The sequence below is a fragment of the Spongiibacter sp. genome, assembly GCF_984394615.1.
The window spans coordinates 100,536-114,726 of sequence record NZ_CFHTQA010000003.1; the positions used below are offsets into that span (position 1 = coordinate 100,536).

Here is a 14,191-nt window from a genome sequence, read left to right on the forward strand (position 1 = left end):
CCCTACAGTGACAGTGACAGCACTTCATCCGGCATCGACACATCGTCGTCACCGGTTTCAAGCTCGTCGTACCAGCCCGCCTCGCTCCACAGCTCAAGTTTTTTACCCTGGCCGATCAACATCAGCTTCTTCTCAAGCCCTGCGTAGTCACGCAGCGTTTGTGGCAACAGCACCCGGCCATTGCCATCAAGCTCAAGCGGCGTGGCATAACCCAACAACAATCGCTGCATGCGGCGCGCCTTGCGATGGATATTGGGCAATGCCTCAATTTTCGGCTGTAGATCTGCCCATTGAGGCTCTGGATAGACCAGCAGGCAGCGCTCCTCAGTGTGCGCAGTAACAACCAGTCGCCCATCACAAATAGACGCAAGGGTATCCCGCACCTTGGCCGGAATGGCCATGCGCCCCTTTGCATCCATCGTGATTGCGTAGCTGCCTATAAACACGCTATGCCACCTAAAGCCCTGTTAATTCCACTCTTGCACCACTGAGACCCACAAATATCCACTTTTCTCCACTACGCGACACTATATGAACTGCTCAGTCACACTGTCAAGAAAGCGATGCAGGAAATAGCAGGGATTTTTCAGAAACTGGAGGGCATCGTGCAGCGAAATTCGCAGAAAAAGAAAATCACAAAGCATCAATAGCAAGGCAAAACAAAAGAATAGAACGACAACTTAAAGTAAAACCTTAAGTTTAGCGGAATCACTTAAACACGGAGGGAATAAAATGAGAAAAATGAGTCGGCCTATAAGCCGGGTTCTGTCGAGGACGACCATTCATCTGGGACCTGCGTCACCGCAGGCCTCAAGCAGCCTACCCGAATCCACTGCGGGTCACAGCATCGGATTCCTATTTGGCCTTGCTCCAAGCGGGGTTTACCATGCCGCAAGCTGTTACCAGTTGCGCGGTGCGCTCTTACCGCACCATTTCAACCTTACCGGCAGCAGAGCTGCTTAGGCGGTATATTTTCTGTTGCACTTTCCGTAGGCTCTCGCCCCCCAGGCGTTACCTGGCGCTTTACCCTATGGAGCCCGGACTTTCCTCCCTTCCTTGCGGAAAAGCGGTCGCCCAGCCGACTCACCTGTAAGAATAACCAGTGGTTGAACGAACCACAAGCCCCTCTCACTATTTTTTCAGCGGCACATCTAAACCGTACTGGTAAAGGCGATTCTTTTTAACACCCGTTAGCTTGGCCGCCAAACTCGCTGCCTGTTTTAGCGGCAGCTCTTCGCGCAATGTGTCGAAGATATATATGGCCTCCGCCGGTAATTCATCGTCGACCGCGCGGTACCCCGCGACCAGCAACACGCACTCTCCCCGTTGCTGATTGCGATCCGCCGCTATCCAATCTACAAGCTCCCCCGCAGGCAGACGGACCACCGTTTCATAGAGCTTGGTCAGTTCACGCGCCAATACAACCACGCGCTCTCCACCCATACATTCGGCGATATCGGCCACGCTATCGAGCAAACGGTGCGGCGCCTCATAGAAAATCATCGTTCGCGGCTCTCGCGCCAGTGTCAGCAGCTGCTTCTGGCGCGCCTGCACTTTCGACGGCAGGAAACCTTCGAAAACAAAACGATCCGAAGGCAAACCCGCTACCGACAGGGCCGCAATAACGGCGCTCGGCCCCGGAATCGGTGACACCCGAAAGCCTTCACTTAAGGCGGCATCGACCAAACGATAGCCGGGATCAGAAATCAATGGCGTGCCAGCATCGGAAATCAAAGCCACGCTGCCACCATCGCGCAACACCTGTAGCAGGCGCTGCGTATCTCTCTCTCCGCTATGATCATGGTAGGCACGCATGGGCGTCGTGATTTGGAAATGCGCCAATAGCGGGGCGCTGCGGCGAGTATCTTCAGCCGCAATCGTGTCTACTGTTTGTAGGACTTCCAGCCCTCGGGGTACCATATCGGCCAGATTCCCCAACGGCGTCGCTACAATGAACAATGTGGGGACAGGGTCCACCTGAAATCCCTCCGTGTATTCGGCCCGCGAAGACTAACAACGGCATAATGATGAAGACAAGATTTTTCGTACTCGCGCTGATCAGCGCATTGCTGGCCGCCTGCTCCTCCACGCCGGAGACACCCGCGCCTTCTGGTAGCGACACGCTGCACAGCTATGAGATTAATCGGCCCAGCCCGGCGGGCAAACCCGGCGACCGACGCGACTCCGGCTTTAATCCTGCAACAGCTGACTCGGGTGCCGTGGAGCAGTGGTTGATCGACGCGCAAACTGCCTCGCCCGAGGAGGCTGCCGAGCTGCAATTACGCGCGGCAGAGGTGTTGCTGCGTGATGGCGAAATAGGTCGAGCCGACGACATTGTCAGCGAACTGATCGCTCCGGAGCTGACCGCAAATCAAGCACTGCGTCTCGCGATCGTCCGTGCGCGCGTTCACCGCGCTCACGCTGAGTTCGCCGAAGCGCTTCAGCAATTGTCCGACCCACTGGTTGAACAGGCGATGCTGGAAGCACCACTGCGCCGCCAGCTGCAATTCAGTCAATTGCGCGCCTCTCTCTTCGCGATTGAGGGCGACCACCTCGCGGCTGTCAGAGAGTGGATTTTTATCGACCCGCTGTTGACTCGCTCCCAGCAGGAGCACAATCGAAAAGCGATCTGGCAATCGCTGATGCAGATTCCGACATCGACGCTGCTGGAAAATCTGACCAGCGCCAGCAACCGAGACTATCTGGGGTGGCTTGAGTTGGCATCCATTGCCAAGGACAACCAGGGTAATATCGAAGCCCAGATTCGCCAACGAGACGCCTGGCTCGCACGCTGGCCGGAACACCCGGCCAATCAAGGAAAGCTTCCCGGCGGTCTCGATCAACTCGACACGCTGATGGTCGAGCAACCCAAGAAGATTGCGCTGCTCTTACCCGTGACCGGGCGCTACGCGCCTTTTGGCAAAGCCATCCGTGACGGCTTTATTGCGGCCTATGAAGATGCCCGGCGCCGAAATGCCACTGTCCCTGAAATGCTGTTCTACGATAGCGAAACGTCCGACATCAACCAACTGATTCAGCAACTGAGCGGCGACGGCGCCGAAATGGTGATTGGCCCCCTGCGCAAAGAAAAGCTTAGCGAACTGATAAGCCGCCACCAGGCGATGATGCCACTGCCCACACTGGCGCTTAACCGCATAGATGGCGAGCAATTCCCGGGAGGCCTGTACCAGTTTGGCCTCAACCCCGAAGATGAAGCGCAGCAAGTTGCTGAAATTGCGCGCGGCAAGGGCCTGCAACGGGCGCTGATCATTACCCCCGAGGGCAGCTGGGGCAGCAATGTCGCGCATGCGTTTGCCGAGCGCTGGCAAAGTCTGGGCGGAGAAATTATTGCCAGCACCAGCTTTGATGCCAGCGCCAACAACTACTCCAAACAAATCAAGCGCGTTCTCCAAATAGACAAAAGTGAAAGCCGGCACCGGGAATTACAGCGCATAATCGGCATGCACCCGCACTTCGAACCGCACCGTCGCAGCGATGTAGACATGGTATTCCTCGTCGCCAGACCCAATGAGGGACGCGCCGTTAAGCCGCTCCTAGCCTATCACTATGCCGGCGACTTGCCCGTATACGCCACTTCTCATGTTTATCAGGGGAATACAGACCGATCGCGCGACCAAGATATTAACGGCATTCATTTTATCGATATCCCCTGGGTACTCAGCGAAGAGAATTCGATCCGCAAGCAAGTCAATGAAAATCTACCCAACAGCGGCACCTATCAGCGCATGTATGCCCTGGGCGTGGACAGCTTCCGGCTGCATATGCGCATTAATCAGCTGCAGAGCGACGGCCAAGTTTTCGGAGAAACCGGTGCACTCACACTGAATGAGCTGGGGCAGATCGAGCGCACCCTCAGCCTTGCAAAAATCCTCCGGGGCGTTGCCGTGATGGATGCCCCCAGCACACCGGCTCAGGCCGAAGACTGAGTGCTAGACCTTAGCAAAAAGAAGGGGGATGCCGCTGAACAGGCGGCCGCCCGCTTCCTTAAAAAGCAAGGGCTCACACTCATTGAGCACAACTACCGCTGCCGCTTTGGCGAAATAGACCTGATTGCTCGCGATGGCCCCATGCTCGTATTTGTTGAAGTTCGCTGTCGGCAAAGCAAGCGCTTCGGCAGTGCGGCCGAATCGGTAAACTGGCGCAAGCAACAGCGCCTGATTGCCGCCGCCTCTCACTATCTGGCTACCGTTCAGGGCGCCGAACTTCGCTGCCGTTTCGATGTCATTGAAGCATCGGCGTGTAATGGTGGCTTTGACATAAACTGGCTGCAGAACGCCTTTCAGTAACAGGATGCCATTCGTGGACCATACCGAGCAGGTTATTGACCTCTTTCACCGTCATATCGAAAGCTGCATGTACACCATGGAGTCATTGGGAGACGGTATTGCACTGGCTAGCCAGCACATCGTTAACGCCATGCTTCAGGAGCGTAAAATTATGTGCTGCGGTGAAGGCAGTAACGGTCTCATCGCACAGCACCTGGTGACAAACCTGTTAAACCAATATCAGCACGAGCGCCCTGCCCTGCCGGCGATGGCATTGACAGCAGATACCGCAAGCGCAACCGCTATTGCCGCCCAATCGGGATACAATGATATTTTCGCCAACCAAATTCGCGCACTGGGCCAGCAAGGTGACTGCCTGTTTATCTGCTATCAGGCAAGCAGCGCCAACACCCTGCGCTGTATTCAGGCCGCCCATGAGCGCGATATGCGAGTGATCAGCATGTGTGGCGCCCAAGGCGGCGATGCCAGAGCGTTGCTGCACAGCGATGATATTGAGCTGGCGTTCCCGGTAGAGGACCGCGCTCGCCTGACGGAAATGCAGCTTGTCGCCGTACACGCTATTTGCGAACTCATTGACAGCCAACTTTTTGGAACCCATTAACCATGTATGTACTGACCCGGCTTCTGACCTGTGTATCTCTTTGCATCGGCCTGTCTGCCTGCACACAAATCCTCAGCGCAACTCATGAAGGCCCGATAGAGGACGACCCCGGCAGCCGCAGCCTTGGCAGTTACATCGACGACCAAATCATTGAAACCAAGGTATCCGTCAACATCCGCAAAGCCAATGACGCTTTCTCCCAAGCCAGTATCGACGTCAACAGCCACAACGGCATTGTTCTGCTTACAGGCCAGGTACCCAACGAAGAACTCAAACGCGTAGCTGCCGCAGTCGCCGACCAGGTAAAGAAAGTACGCAAGGTTCACAACGAACTGGTGATCGGAGAGCCCATTCATCTGATGGCCCGCACCAGTGACAGCTGGCTGGCCACAAAGGTAAAAAGTCGCCTCTCTCTCAATGACGAGCTCGATGCATCACGCATCAAAGTCATCACCGAGAACGGCGCCGTCTACCTGATGGGATTAGTATCAAAGAATGAGTCCGACATAGCAGCAAAAGTCGCCAGCGAAACCACCGGGGTCCAAAAAGTCATACGCGTCTTTGAGTATTACTGAGGAGCGAACTATCGCTTACTTAACGACTTTCAGTGACGGCCTGCCAGACTTTGGCGTCTTCGAGCTAGGCGACGTGCTATCGTCATCTGGGCTTGATGGCGAAGGAGGAGGAACCGGGTCGTCGGAGTCGAACAGCATGCCCTGCCCGTTTTCCCTGGCATAGATTCCCAGTACTGCCGACGTTGGCACGCGGACATCTTGAGCGACGCCACCGAAACGACCGCGAAATCCCAGCTCATCGTTACCTACATCCAGTCCGACAACTGCCGTGGGGGAGATATTTAGAACAATCTGCCCGTCTTGAACAAATTGCTGGGGCACCTGCACACCCTCCTGCATCGCATTGACGAGGATATACGGCGTGCAGTCATTGTCGACAACCCATTCGTAGATGGCCCGGATCATGTAGGGCCGACTGGATGTCATACTTCCCAGCATCCGAGACGTCCCTCAGGCCGCGCTGCTTTCGCTGCGCATTTCCCGTTCTTTCTGGGTCAGGCTTTCCTGAAAAGAAGGACGCTCGAAGAGGCGTGCCATATAATCCAGTAATGGCTTTGACTGGCGAGTCTGCGGCATATCGATGCCCAGCTGCTCAAGACGCCAGAGAATCGGAGCCAAGCAGCAGTCCACCAGCGTAAACTCATCGTTCATAAAGAACGGCTTTTCAGCGAAAATCGGCGCAATGGTCAGCAGGCTGTCACGCAGATCTTTACGCGCTTTGTCCTGTGATTTCTGGGGGCCGTTCTGAATCTCATCAACGAGGCGGCACCAATCGCGCTCTATGCGGTAGATGAACTGGCGGCTTTCTCCACGGGCAACCGGGTAAACCGGCAGCAGCGGTGGATGAGGGAAGCGCTCATCGAGATATTCCATCATCACCTTTGACTCATAGAGCGCAAGGTCACGATCGACCAGTGTCGGCAGACTGTTGTAGGGGTTGAGCTCAGACACTTCCTCGGGAAGGTTGTCGGGATCCACGTCAATGATATCGACGGTCACGCCTTTTTCAGCCAGCACGATGCGCACGCGGTGGCTGTAGTGACTGGACGCATCCGAAAAGAAAGTCATAGTAGAACGCTTGGCGACAACGGCCATTGAACTCACCTCAAACTGTATACCGTAATGACAACAAACGGGCAGACTTCATCTGAAGCTGCCCGTCAGCAAAGACCCGCTTGTCGAGTCTGTTTTAGTGCACGTCTTTCCAGTACTCGCGGTTAAGCAGGTACGCGAAGACGAAAAACAGCGCAATAAAGGCCAACACATAAATACCAATGCGCTGACGCTTGGCTTGCACCGGCTCACCCATGTATTCCAGGAAGTTTACGAGGTCGTAGATCACCTTATCGTACTCTTCCGGGCTAAGGCGACCTTCGGTCGCGTAAGTGAAGCTACCGCAAGGGTTCAGGGCGTCGCCATTCTCGTCGAACAACACGTCCTCACCGGTCAGCGGATCGCGCAGTATACCACCATTTTCAGCGTGAACCGGACCGGGCGCGCACTCGGGCATACCCTGCAGCTCGGCCAATACATGTGGCATACCGACGTCTTTAAAGACCTTGTTATTCACACCGTAGGGACGAGACGGATCGGCGTAAAAGTGGCGCAGGTAGGTGTACAACCACTCGGGGTTACGCGCACGCGCCACCAACGTCAGGTCCGGCGGCGCAGCGCCGAACCACTTCTTCGCCTCATCCTTGGGCATGGAGTTGGTCATCAACGCCCCAATCTTCGCCGACTTGTCGAACTTAAGGTACTGCTCGAACAGGTCCTCAGGAATATTCAGATCGGTTGCAACACGCTGATACCGACCGTATTCCAGTGTATGGCAGCCCATACAATAGTTCATAAAGGTCTGCGCACCGCCCTGCAGAGAGGCTTGGTCAGTCACATCCGTTTCGATTGAATCGCAAGCCATAGTGCCGCAATCGTAAGCGGACTCAGCGCCGACCGCCTTCAGCGGAAGAATCGTCAGCAATGCCACAATCAGCAGCACACCCATGCTCTTCCAGAAGCCCATACCACCGTCTGTAACACGGGTCGGCTCTTGCTTGGTCGCTTCCCATTTAGTCCAGAAAGGCATCAGCAGGAAGAAAGCAAAGTACAACACGGAGCAGATACGTGCCAGCAGAGTACGACCTTCAGTCGGTGCTTTCACACCCAGCACCCCCAAGATCAGGAAGGATGCGACAAAGATCACCAGTGCGATTTTGCTGATACGCCCTTTATAGCGAATCGACTTCACGGGGCTGCGGTCCAGCCAAGGCAACAGGAACAGAATAGCGACTGACGCGCCGAAGGCGATGAAGCCCCACAGCTTATCCGGCACCGCACGCAATACCGAGTAGAACGGGGTGAAGTACCAAACCGGCGCGATATGATCGGGCGTTTTCAGGCCATTCGCCAGTTCGAAGTTCGCGTATTCCAAGAAGAAACCGCCCATCTCCGGCATGAAGAAGATGATGCTGCAGAATACAAACAGGAAGACCGCAATCGCCGTCAGATCGTGCACGGTGTAGTACGGATGGAACGCCACGCCGTCGAGCGGGATACCATTTTCGTCTTTGTTCTTCTTGATCTCAACGCCATCGGGGTTATTTGAACCCACTTCATGCAGTGCCAGAATGTGCAGCAGAACAAGCGCCAACAGGATGATTGGCAGCGCTACAACGTGCAGAGCAAAGAAGCGGTTCAAGGTAATACCGGAGATCAGGTAGTCACCGCGAATCCACTGAACAATATCTTCACCGACAACCGGGATTGCGCCAAACAACGAAATGATAACCTGCGCGCCCCAATATGACATCTGACCCCAAGGCAATACGTAGCCTACGAATGCTTCGGCCATCAGCGCGAGGAAGATAAACATCCCGAACACCCAAATCAGCTCACGCGGCTTTTTGTATGAGCCGTAAAGCAGGGCGCGGAACATGTGCAGGTACACCACCACAAAGAATGCGGAAGCACCGGTGGAATGCATATAGCGGATGATCCAGCCATATTCCACGTCGCGCATGATGTATTCAACAGAACGGAAAGCTTCTTCTGCGCTGGGGGTGTAGCTCATGGTCAGCCACACACCTGTCAGCAGCTGGTTAACCAGCACCACCAGTGACAGCACACCAAAGAAATACCAGAAATTAAAGTTCTTCGGCGCATAGTATTTACCCATGTGGGTGTCCCATGCGCGCATAATCGGCAGGCGGGCATCAACCCAATCGCGCAGACCAATCAACATCTTCATTACGCAGCCCCCTGATCAACACCAACAACAAGAACATTGTCACCTTCATAAGAGTACGGAGGTACGACAAGATTGGTTGACGCGGGAGAGCCGTTGTAAACGCGACCGGACAGGTCAAAACGCGACCCGTGACATGGGCAGAAGAAACCACCCACCCAAGCGTCACCACCCAAATCAGGCACACCCACTTCAGGGCGGTGCTTGGGCGCACAACCCAAATGGGTACAAAGGCCGACTAACACCAGAATCTCCGGGCGAATCGCTCGCGCAACCCCTTCGATGTACTCAGGCTGATCTGCACTGGCGGAGGTAGGGTCTTTCAGATGTGACTCAACGGTCGGCAGCTCGTCAATCTGCTTTTGCGTACGACGCAACACGTAAACGGGCTTGCCTCGCCACTCAACCACGACCATCTGGCCGGGCTCTAGCTTACTGATATCCGCTTTTACCGGTGCACCAGCCGCCTTGGCCTTCGCACTGGGATTCCAAGAACCGACGAAGGGTGTTGCCACCCCAACCACGCCGGCGGCACCAACCACAGAGGTCGCCGCTGTCAGAAAGCGCCGACGCCCGGTGTTTACGCCGTCATTACTCATGACGTTTCCCCCATAACATATGAATAATCAGACTGGATGGGCCCCGAGGAGGAACCCCAGCTAATCTCAAATGGGCCAAATAGTAATGGAACTTGACCCTTACTGCCAATAAATTCCAGGCAACTCCCTGCCTCTCCAGCAGGGCAAAACGGACAAAAAAAAACGCCCCACAGATTGCTGTTGGGCGTTTTCCGATAGCCGCCAGTAGCGTCCCCGGTCTGAAAGACCGTAACGGTTAACGCTTGGAGAACTGAGGTCTTCTACGCGCCTTGCGCAGACCAACTTTCTTACGCTCAACCTCACGGGCATCACGGGTTACGTAGCCAGCCTTACGCAGATCACCACGCAGTGCCTCGTCGTACTGCATCAGTGCGCGAGTGATACCGTGGCGAATCGCACCAGCCTGACCAAAGCTGCCGCCACCGTTGACGTTCACTTTGATATCAAACTTCTCAGCCATATCCACCAGCTCCAGAGGCTGACGAACAATCATGCGGGCTACTTCACGACCGAAGTATTGATCCAGCTCGCGATCATTAACGAGGATCTTGCCGCTGCCGGGCGTCAAAAAGACGCGGGCTGAAGAAGTTTTACGGCGACCAGTGCCGTAGTATTGAGTGGCTGACATAGTACGCTTCCGTTAGATATTCAGTTCGATGGGCTGCTGAGCGGTGTGCGGGTGCTCTGCGCCAGCATAAACTTTGAGTTTTTTGAACATGGCCCGACCCAGCGGGTTTTTGGGCAGCATGCCTTTTACAGCACTCTGGATAACACGCTCGGGCGCCTTGTCGATCAGCTTTTCAAAGCTCATTGACTTCAGACCACCGGGGTAACCAGTGTGATGGTGATACATTTTGTCTGTTGTTTTCTTGCCAGTAACGCGAATCTTCTCCGCGTTTACAACAACAATGTAGTCGCCGGTATCGACATGAGGCGTGTACTCAGGCTTGTGCTTGCCGCGCAGGCGGTGCGCAATCTCACTGGCCAGACGACCCAATGTTTTGTCGGCGGCGTCAACCACGAACCAGTCGCGAGTGACATCGTTGGGTTTTGCACTAAAGGTTTTCATGAATCTCGCCTATGGGGACCGTACCGAACAAAGAGCGCGAATACTACATAAGCGCCAAACGATTTTCAAGCGAAAAACGCAGCTTTCTTGAATGGCGTTTTGGCGCCAACGTCACCCTACGGGCGGTGCTCTCGGGCCAGGTATTCCTGCGACTGCATTTCCAGCAGGCGGCTTTGGGTACGTTCAAATTCAAAGTCTAATCTGCCACCGGCATAAAGTGCCTCCAGTGGCGCGGCCGCAGACAATACCAGTTTTACATTGCGGTCGTAAAACTCATCGACCAAATTAATGAAGCGTCGGGCCTGATCATCGCGCCCCGCTCCGAGTACCGGCACATTACTAACCAGCACAGCATGGAAGATTTTGGCCAGCTCAATGTAGTCGTACTGGCTGCGCGGGCCGTCACAGAGCTCGTCGAACTCGAACCAGGCAACATCGTCGGCAATTTGACGCGCCAGGATATTGCGCCCCTCAATTTCCAGCAACTGGTCCGATAACGGAATCTCCGGCGCCAATCGATCAAAGCTTTCCTGAAGGCTGGCCTCAGCTTCCGCGCCGAGCGGCGAATGGTAGAGCTCAGCTTGCTCCAGTGCACGAAGGCGGTAATCGACCCCTCCATCAACATTGATCACGTCGACATTCTGCTTGATTAACGCAATGGCTGGCAGGAAACGCGCGCGCTGCAGACCGTCCTTATACAGCTGGTCAGGCACAATATTCGACGTCGCCACGAGCACCACCCCGCGTTCAAACAGACGATCAAACAGGCCAGCCAGAATCATCGCATCAGTAATATCGGAGACAAAGAACTCATCAAAACAGATGACCCGCGCCTCGTCAGCAATGCGATCGGCGACTGAAATCAGCGGATTTTTTTCTCCCGCCAGGCTTTTCAGCTCGCGATGCACCCGCTGCATGAAGCGATGAAAATGAGCCCGCAGCTTGTCTTCAAATGGCAAGGTGTCAAAGAACGTATCCATCAGGTAGGTTTTGCCGCGCCCGACACCTCCCCAGAAATACAGCCCCTTTGTCGGCGCCACTTCCGGAGATTTCACAAAACGCCCCAGCAACCCACGCAATCCTCCTGCCGACCGTTGCGGCGGGGGCGCAGCCACCAAATCCTCATAGAGCCTTTGCAGGCAATCAACGGCCTGGGCTTGAGCGGCATCATGGGCAAACGCAGGCGACTCCAGATCGCGACGATAGCGCTCAATAGGGGATGACATGGGCGGCTCCTTTGAGAAAACGCGGCAACTTTACCCAGCGATGTAGCAATTGGCAATTTTTCGCGCCCTGCTGCTGCCCCGCGCCGGATGCCCGAGTATACTAGAGAGAAACGCGACGGAAAGTCGCTGACAGGAGGACACGCGTGGAAGAAACAATGAGCACTTTGGTATTCGTAGGCATTGGCTGCCTGCTGGCAGGCGCTGCCATCGGCTATTTCCTGGCCAACAAAAAACCGGAACAACAGAGCCGCGCTGCACTAGAGAAGCAATTCACCGACATGCAGCAACAGCAGCAGGAATATCAGCAGCAGGTGAGCAGCCACTTTGACCGCACTGCAGAACTACTGAACGACTTGGCAGAAAGCTACCGCAGCGTTCACAACCATATTGCCGAAGGTGCCAGCTCTCTGCACAGCACGGGCATCAGTCCGCTACAGGCTATTCCAGAAGGCCGCCCCGTGCTGGAAGGCAACCCCAATTCGGGTAAGCCCTCTCAGCAACCACTGGACTACGCCCCCCGCCAGCCGGGCTCAAAGGGCGCACTTCACGAAGAATTTGGTCTGGAAAAAGGCCGCTCAGAGAAAGAGGAGCCCACTCCTCCGGTTCCTCCGCACGCCTAATAATCCAGACGCTTACGCTGGGTTGTCGATATCGATAAAGCGATGCTCGACGCCCAGCGCCCTAGACAGGGCCTCGCCAAGCGCCTGCACACCATAACGCTCTGTAGCGTGATGACCGGCAGCGAAGTAGTGCACGCCCTGCTCACGGGCACTGTGAATAGTGGGCTCTGACACCTCGCCACTCAGATAAGCATCCACCCCCAGCGCGGCAGCTTTATCAATATACGATTGCGCTGCACCGGTGCACCATGCGATCCGCTTGATGGGCTGCTCCCCCACGCACTCCACCAAGGGCTCACGACCGAGCACATCGACCAGTCGCTGAGCAAGCTGCTCCGGTGCCAAAGCCTCCGAAAAATGCCCGACGCTTCCTACTGAACGCGGCCCTGCATCCATACCGCCATCAACGACAATTCCCAGACGCTTGGCAAGCTGCGCGTTATTGCCCAGCGCAGGATGCGCATCCAACGGCAGATGATAGGCAATAAGGCTAATGTCGTTTTCCAGCAACGCCGCGATTCGGCGGCGCTTCATACCGCGCAAGCAGGGGTCTTCGCCCCGCCAGAAAAAGCCGTGATGTACCAAGATCGCATCAGCTCTCTGCTCAATCGCGGCATCAATCAGCGCCTGACTGGCAGTGACCCCGGATACCAGACGCCGCACCTCACCCCGCCCCTCTACCTGCAAGCCATTGGGGCAATAATCCTGAAATGCTTCAGGCTCCATCAGGCGATTCGCCTCCGCCAGCAGTGCCAGTAATGTTACCGCCACAGCAACTCCTCTCTATTGCTCATTCGGATTTTTGGTCAGTCGTGATAGGCTATCACGCCCATCGCGGCACAGAATACCCGACTCACCTGCCGCCGCCCTCAGAGAATAAGAGACGACGACGTGAAACTGCACAACCTGACATCGTTTTTCTGGCCCAGCCTGTGCGGCCTGCTGCTGGGCCTATGCATTCTCGCCTACCAGTCACAACCTACATCCACAGAGCAGGATTTTTCGCTGGCCGTTGAGCAAGCCGCCCCCGCCGTTGTCAACATATACACCACCAAAGTGGTGCAGCAGCGCCACCCACTGGCCAACGACCCTCTCTTCAAGCACTTTTTCAACCGCAACGGTCGCGTTCGCCAGCACCTGGAACGCAGCCTGGGATCTGGCGTCATCGTCGATGAGCGCGGCTATTTGCTGACGAACTTCCACGTTATCAAGGGCGCTGATGAGATACTGGTCATGCTGCAGGATGGCCGCCAGGCGCTGGCCAGCGTTATTGGCAGCGACTCCGATACCGACCTCGCGGTACTTAAAGTGGATCTCGACCACCTGACAGCGATCAAACCCGGCAACCCCGAACAGGCACGCGTTGGCAATATCGTGCTGGCTATCGGCAACCCCTACGGCTTCGGGCAAACCGTTACGCAAGGCATTGTCAGCGCCACCGGTCGCTACGGCCTTGGGCTGAGCCAATTCGAGAACTTTATCCAAACCGATGCCGCCATCAACCCCGGCAACTCCGGCGGCGCACTTATCGACCGCAACGGGCGGTTGCTAGGAATCAATACCGCCATTTACACCCAGAGCGGCGGCTCCACAGGCATCGGACTGGCAATTCCCACTGACCTGGCGATGCGCACAATGGACGATCTGATTCGCTACGGTCACCCGGTACGCGGCTGGCTCGGCATTGAAGTTCAACCGCTGGGCACCGGCACCAACGGCGTCATCATTACCGGATTAGCCAACAATGGGCCGGCCGCCGAGGCAGGACTGCGCCTGGGAGACGTACTGACCGAAATCAACGGCGAGAAAGTGGGAGATGGTCACGCGGGGATGCGCCTGATTACCGATACCCGTCCGGGCGAAACCGTCACGCTGGGACTGCTTCGCGGAGAGCAGGCCTTTACCGTCAGTACGCAGGTCGCAATGCGACCAGAACAGCAAACCAACAGTTAG

The 14,191-nt window shown here is 55.8% G+C and carries 16 protein-coding genes and 1 other RNA gene; 6 read left to right on the forward strand and 11 right to left on the reverse strand.

The genetic code is table 11. The annotated features are described in order from the left end of the window. Positions 1 to 2: 2 nt before the first annotated feature. The 3 genes from mraZ to rsmI all read right to left on the reverse strand — a co-directional run bounded on the left by mraZ (position 3) and on the right by rsmI (position 1,977). On the reverse strand, positions 3 to 446 hold the full coding sequence (gene mraZ / locus AC5DB9_RS02285) for a division/cell wall cluster transcriptional repressor MraZ (protein ID WP_028968412.1): 444 nt from the start codon (positions 444 to 446) through the stop codon (positions 3 to 5). A 292-nt stretch (positions 447 to 738) separates the two neighbouring features. After that, positions 739 to 1,086, reverse strand: an RNA gene (gene rnpB / locus AC5DB9_RS02290) — RNase P RNA component class A. Positions 1,087 to 1,131: 45 nt separating this feature from the next. Continuing rightward, positions 1,132 to 1,977, reverse strand: coding sequence for a 16S rRNA (cytidine(1402)-2'-O)-methyltransferase (gene rsmI / locus AC5DB9_RS02295; protein WP_022959584.1), 846 nt, complete (start codon positions 1,975 to 1,977; stop codon positions 1,132 to 1,134). A 47-nt stretch (positions 1,978 to 2,024) separates the two neighbouring features. Here rsmI and AC5DB9_RS02300 point away from each other — a divergent pair, with 47 nt between their 5' ends. The 4 genes from AC5DB9_RS02300 to AC5DB9_RS02315 are packed head-to-tail and all read left to right on the forward strand — an operon-like array spanning position 2,025 to position 5,483. After that, positions 2,025 to 3,947 (forward strand): penicillin-binding protein activator, encoded by a 1,923-nt coding sequence (locus AC5DB9_RS02300; protein ID WP_169530688.1) that lies wholly within the window; start codon positions 2,025 to 2,027, stop codon positions 3,945 to 3,947. Further along, entirely contained in the window at positions 3,948 to 4,307 is a 360-nt protein-coding gene (locus AC5DB9_RS02305) for a YraN family protein (protein WP_022959586.1), read from the forward strand. It abuts the gene before it with no gap. A gap of 13 nt (positions 4,308 to 4,320) precedes the next feature. Then, positions 4,321 to 4,908 (forward strand): D-sedoheptulose-7-phosphate isomerase, encoded by a 588-nt coding sequence (locus AC5DB9_RS02310; RefSeq protein WP_022959587.1) that lies wholly within the window; start codon positions 4,321 to 4,323, stop codon positions 4,906 to 4,908. Between the two features lie 2 nt (positions 4,909 to 4,910). Next, positions 4,911 to 5,483, forward strand: coding sequence for a BON domain-containing protein (locus tag AC5DB9_RS02315; RefSeq protein WP_022959588.1), 573 nt, complete (start codon positions 4,911 to 4,913; stop codon positions 5,481 to 5,483). Positions 5,484 to 5,498: 15 nt separating this feature from the next. Here AC5DB9_RS02315 and AC5DB9_RS02320 read toward each other — a convergent pair whose 3' ends face one another. The 7 genes from AC5DB9_RS02320 to zapE all read right to left on the reverse strand — a co-directional run bounded on the left by AC5DB9_RS02320 (position 5,499) and on the right by zapE (position 11,618). Further along, entirely contained in the window at positions 5,499 to 5,909 is a 411-nt protein-coding gene (locus tag AC5DB9_RS02320) for a ClpXP protease specificity-enhancing factor (RefSeq protein ID WP_028968413.1), read from the reverse strand. A gap of 24 nt (positions 5,910 to 5,933) precedes the next feature. Further along, positions 5,934 to 6,578, reverse strand: a complete 645-nt coding sequence (sspA, locus tag AC5DB9_RS02325) for a stringent starvation protein SspA (RefSeq protein ID WP_022959590.1) — start codon at positions 6,576 to 6,578, stop codon at positions 5,934 to 5,936. 94 nt (positions 6,579 to 6,672) lie between these two features. After that, positions 6,673 to 8,727 (reverse strand): ubiquinol-cytochrome c reductase, encoded by a 2,055-nt coding sequence (locus AC5DB9_RS02330; protein WP_022959591.1) that lies wholly within the window; start codon positions 8,725 to 8,727, stop codon positions 6,673 to 6,675. Continuing rightward, positions 8,727 to 9,323 carry a ubiquinol-cytochrome c reductase iron-sulfur subunit gene (gene petA, locus AC5DB9_RS02335; RefSeq protein ID WP_022959592.1) on the reverse strand — a complete coding sequence of 199 codons (597 nt, stop codon included), beginning with the start codon at positions 9,321 to 9,323 and terminating at the stop codon, positions 8,727 to 8,729. The genes AC5DB9_RS02330 and petA overlap by 1 nt, the downstream gene beginning before the upstream one ends. A 235-nt stretch (positions 9,324 to 9,558) precedes the next feature. Next, a complete protein-coding gene (rpsI, locus tag AC5DB9_RS02340) occupies positions 9,559 to 9,951 on the reverse strand; it encodes a 30S ribosomal protein S9 (RefSeq protein WP_022959593.1) in 393 nt (130 codons plus the stop codon). A 12-nt stretch (positions 9,952 to 9,963) separates the two neighbouring features. Next, positions 9,964 to 10,392, reverse strand: a complete 429-nt coding sequence (gene rplM / locus AC5DB9_RS02345) for a 50S ribosomal protein L13 (protein WP_022959594.1) — start codon at positions 10,390 to 10,392, stop codon at positions 9,964 to 9,966. A 116-nt stretch (positions 10,393 to 10,508) separates the two neighbouring features. Beyond that, entirely contained in the window at positions 10,509 to 11,618 is a 1,110-nt protein-coding gene (gene zapE / locus AC5DB9_RS02350; RefSeq protein WP_022959595.1) for a cell division protein ZapE, read from the reverse strand. A gap of 155 nt (positions 11,619 to 11,773) precedes the next feature. Here zapE and AC5DB9_RS02355 point away from each other — a divergent pair, with 155 nt between their 5' ends. Further along, a complete protein-coding gene (locus tag AC5DB9_RS02355) occupies positions 11,774 to 12,238 on the forward strand; it encodes a Z-ring associated ZapG family protein (protein ID WP_157581309.1) in 465 nt (154 codons plus the stop codon). Between the two features lie 12 nt (positions 12,239 to 12,250). Here AC5DB9_RS02355 and AC5DB9_RS02360 read toward each other — a convergent pair whose 3' ends face one another. Next, entirely contained in the window at positions 12,251 to 13,009 is a 759-nt protein-coding gene (locus tag AC5DB9_RS02360; RefSeq protein WP_349676058.1) for a Nif3-like dinuclear metal center hexameric protein, read from the reverse strand. A 126-nt stretch (positions 13,010 to 13,135) separates the two neighbouring features. Between AC5DB9_RS02360 and AC5DB9_RS02365 the strand changes: the two genes are divergently transcribed. Further along, complete coding sequence (locus AC5DB9_RS02365) at positions 13,136 to 14,191, forward strand: trypsin-like peptidase domain-containing protein (protein WP_028968414.1); 1,056 nt, start codon at positions 13,136 to 13,138, stop codon at positions 14,189 to 14,191.

Bases quoted from the DNA above. Each gene is read 5' to 3' on its own strand.
- AC5DB9_RS02300 (WP_169530688.1), top strand. From the start codon at position 2,025: ATGATGAAGACAAGATTTTTCGTACTCGCGCTGATCAGCGCATTGCTG.
- AC5DB9_RS02315 (WP_022959588.1), top strand. From the start codon at position 4,911: ATGTATGTACTGACCCGGCTTCTGACCTGTGTATCTCTTTGCATCGGC.
- AC5DB9_RS02320 (WP_028968413.1), bottom strand. From the start codon at position 5,909: ATGACATCCAGTCGGCCCTACATGATCCGGGCCATCTACGAATGGGTT.
- sspA (WP_022959590.1), bottom strand. From the start codon at position 6,578: ATGGCCGTTGTCGCCAAGCGTTCTACTATGACTTTCTTTTCGGATGCG.
- AC5DB9_RS02330 (WP_022959591.1), bottom strand. From the start codon at position 8,727: ATGAAGATGTTGATTGGTCTGCGCGATTGGGTTGATGCCCGCCTGCCG.
- petA (WP_022959592.1), bottom strand. From the start codon at position 9,323: ATGAGTAATGACGGCGTAAACACCGGGCGTCGGCGCTTTCTGACAGCG.
- rpsI (WP_022959593.1), bottom strand. From the start codon at position 9,951: ATGTCAGCCACTCAATACTACGGCACTGGTCGCCGTAAAACTTCTTCA.
- rplM (WP_022959594.1), bottom strand. From the start codon at position 10,392: ATGAAAACCTTTAGTGCAAAACCCAACGATGTCACTCGCGACTGGTTC.
- zapE (WP_022959595.1), bottom strand. From the start codon at position 11,618: ATGTCATCCCCTATTGAGCGCTATCGTCGCGATCTGGAGTCGCCTGCG.
- AC5DB9_RS02355 (WP_157581309.1), top strand. From the start codon at position 11,774: ATGAGCACTTTGGTATTCGTAGGCATTGGCTGCCTGCTGGCAGGCGCT.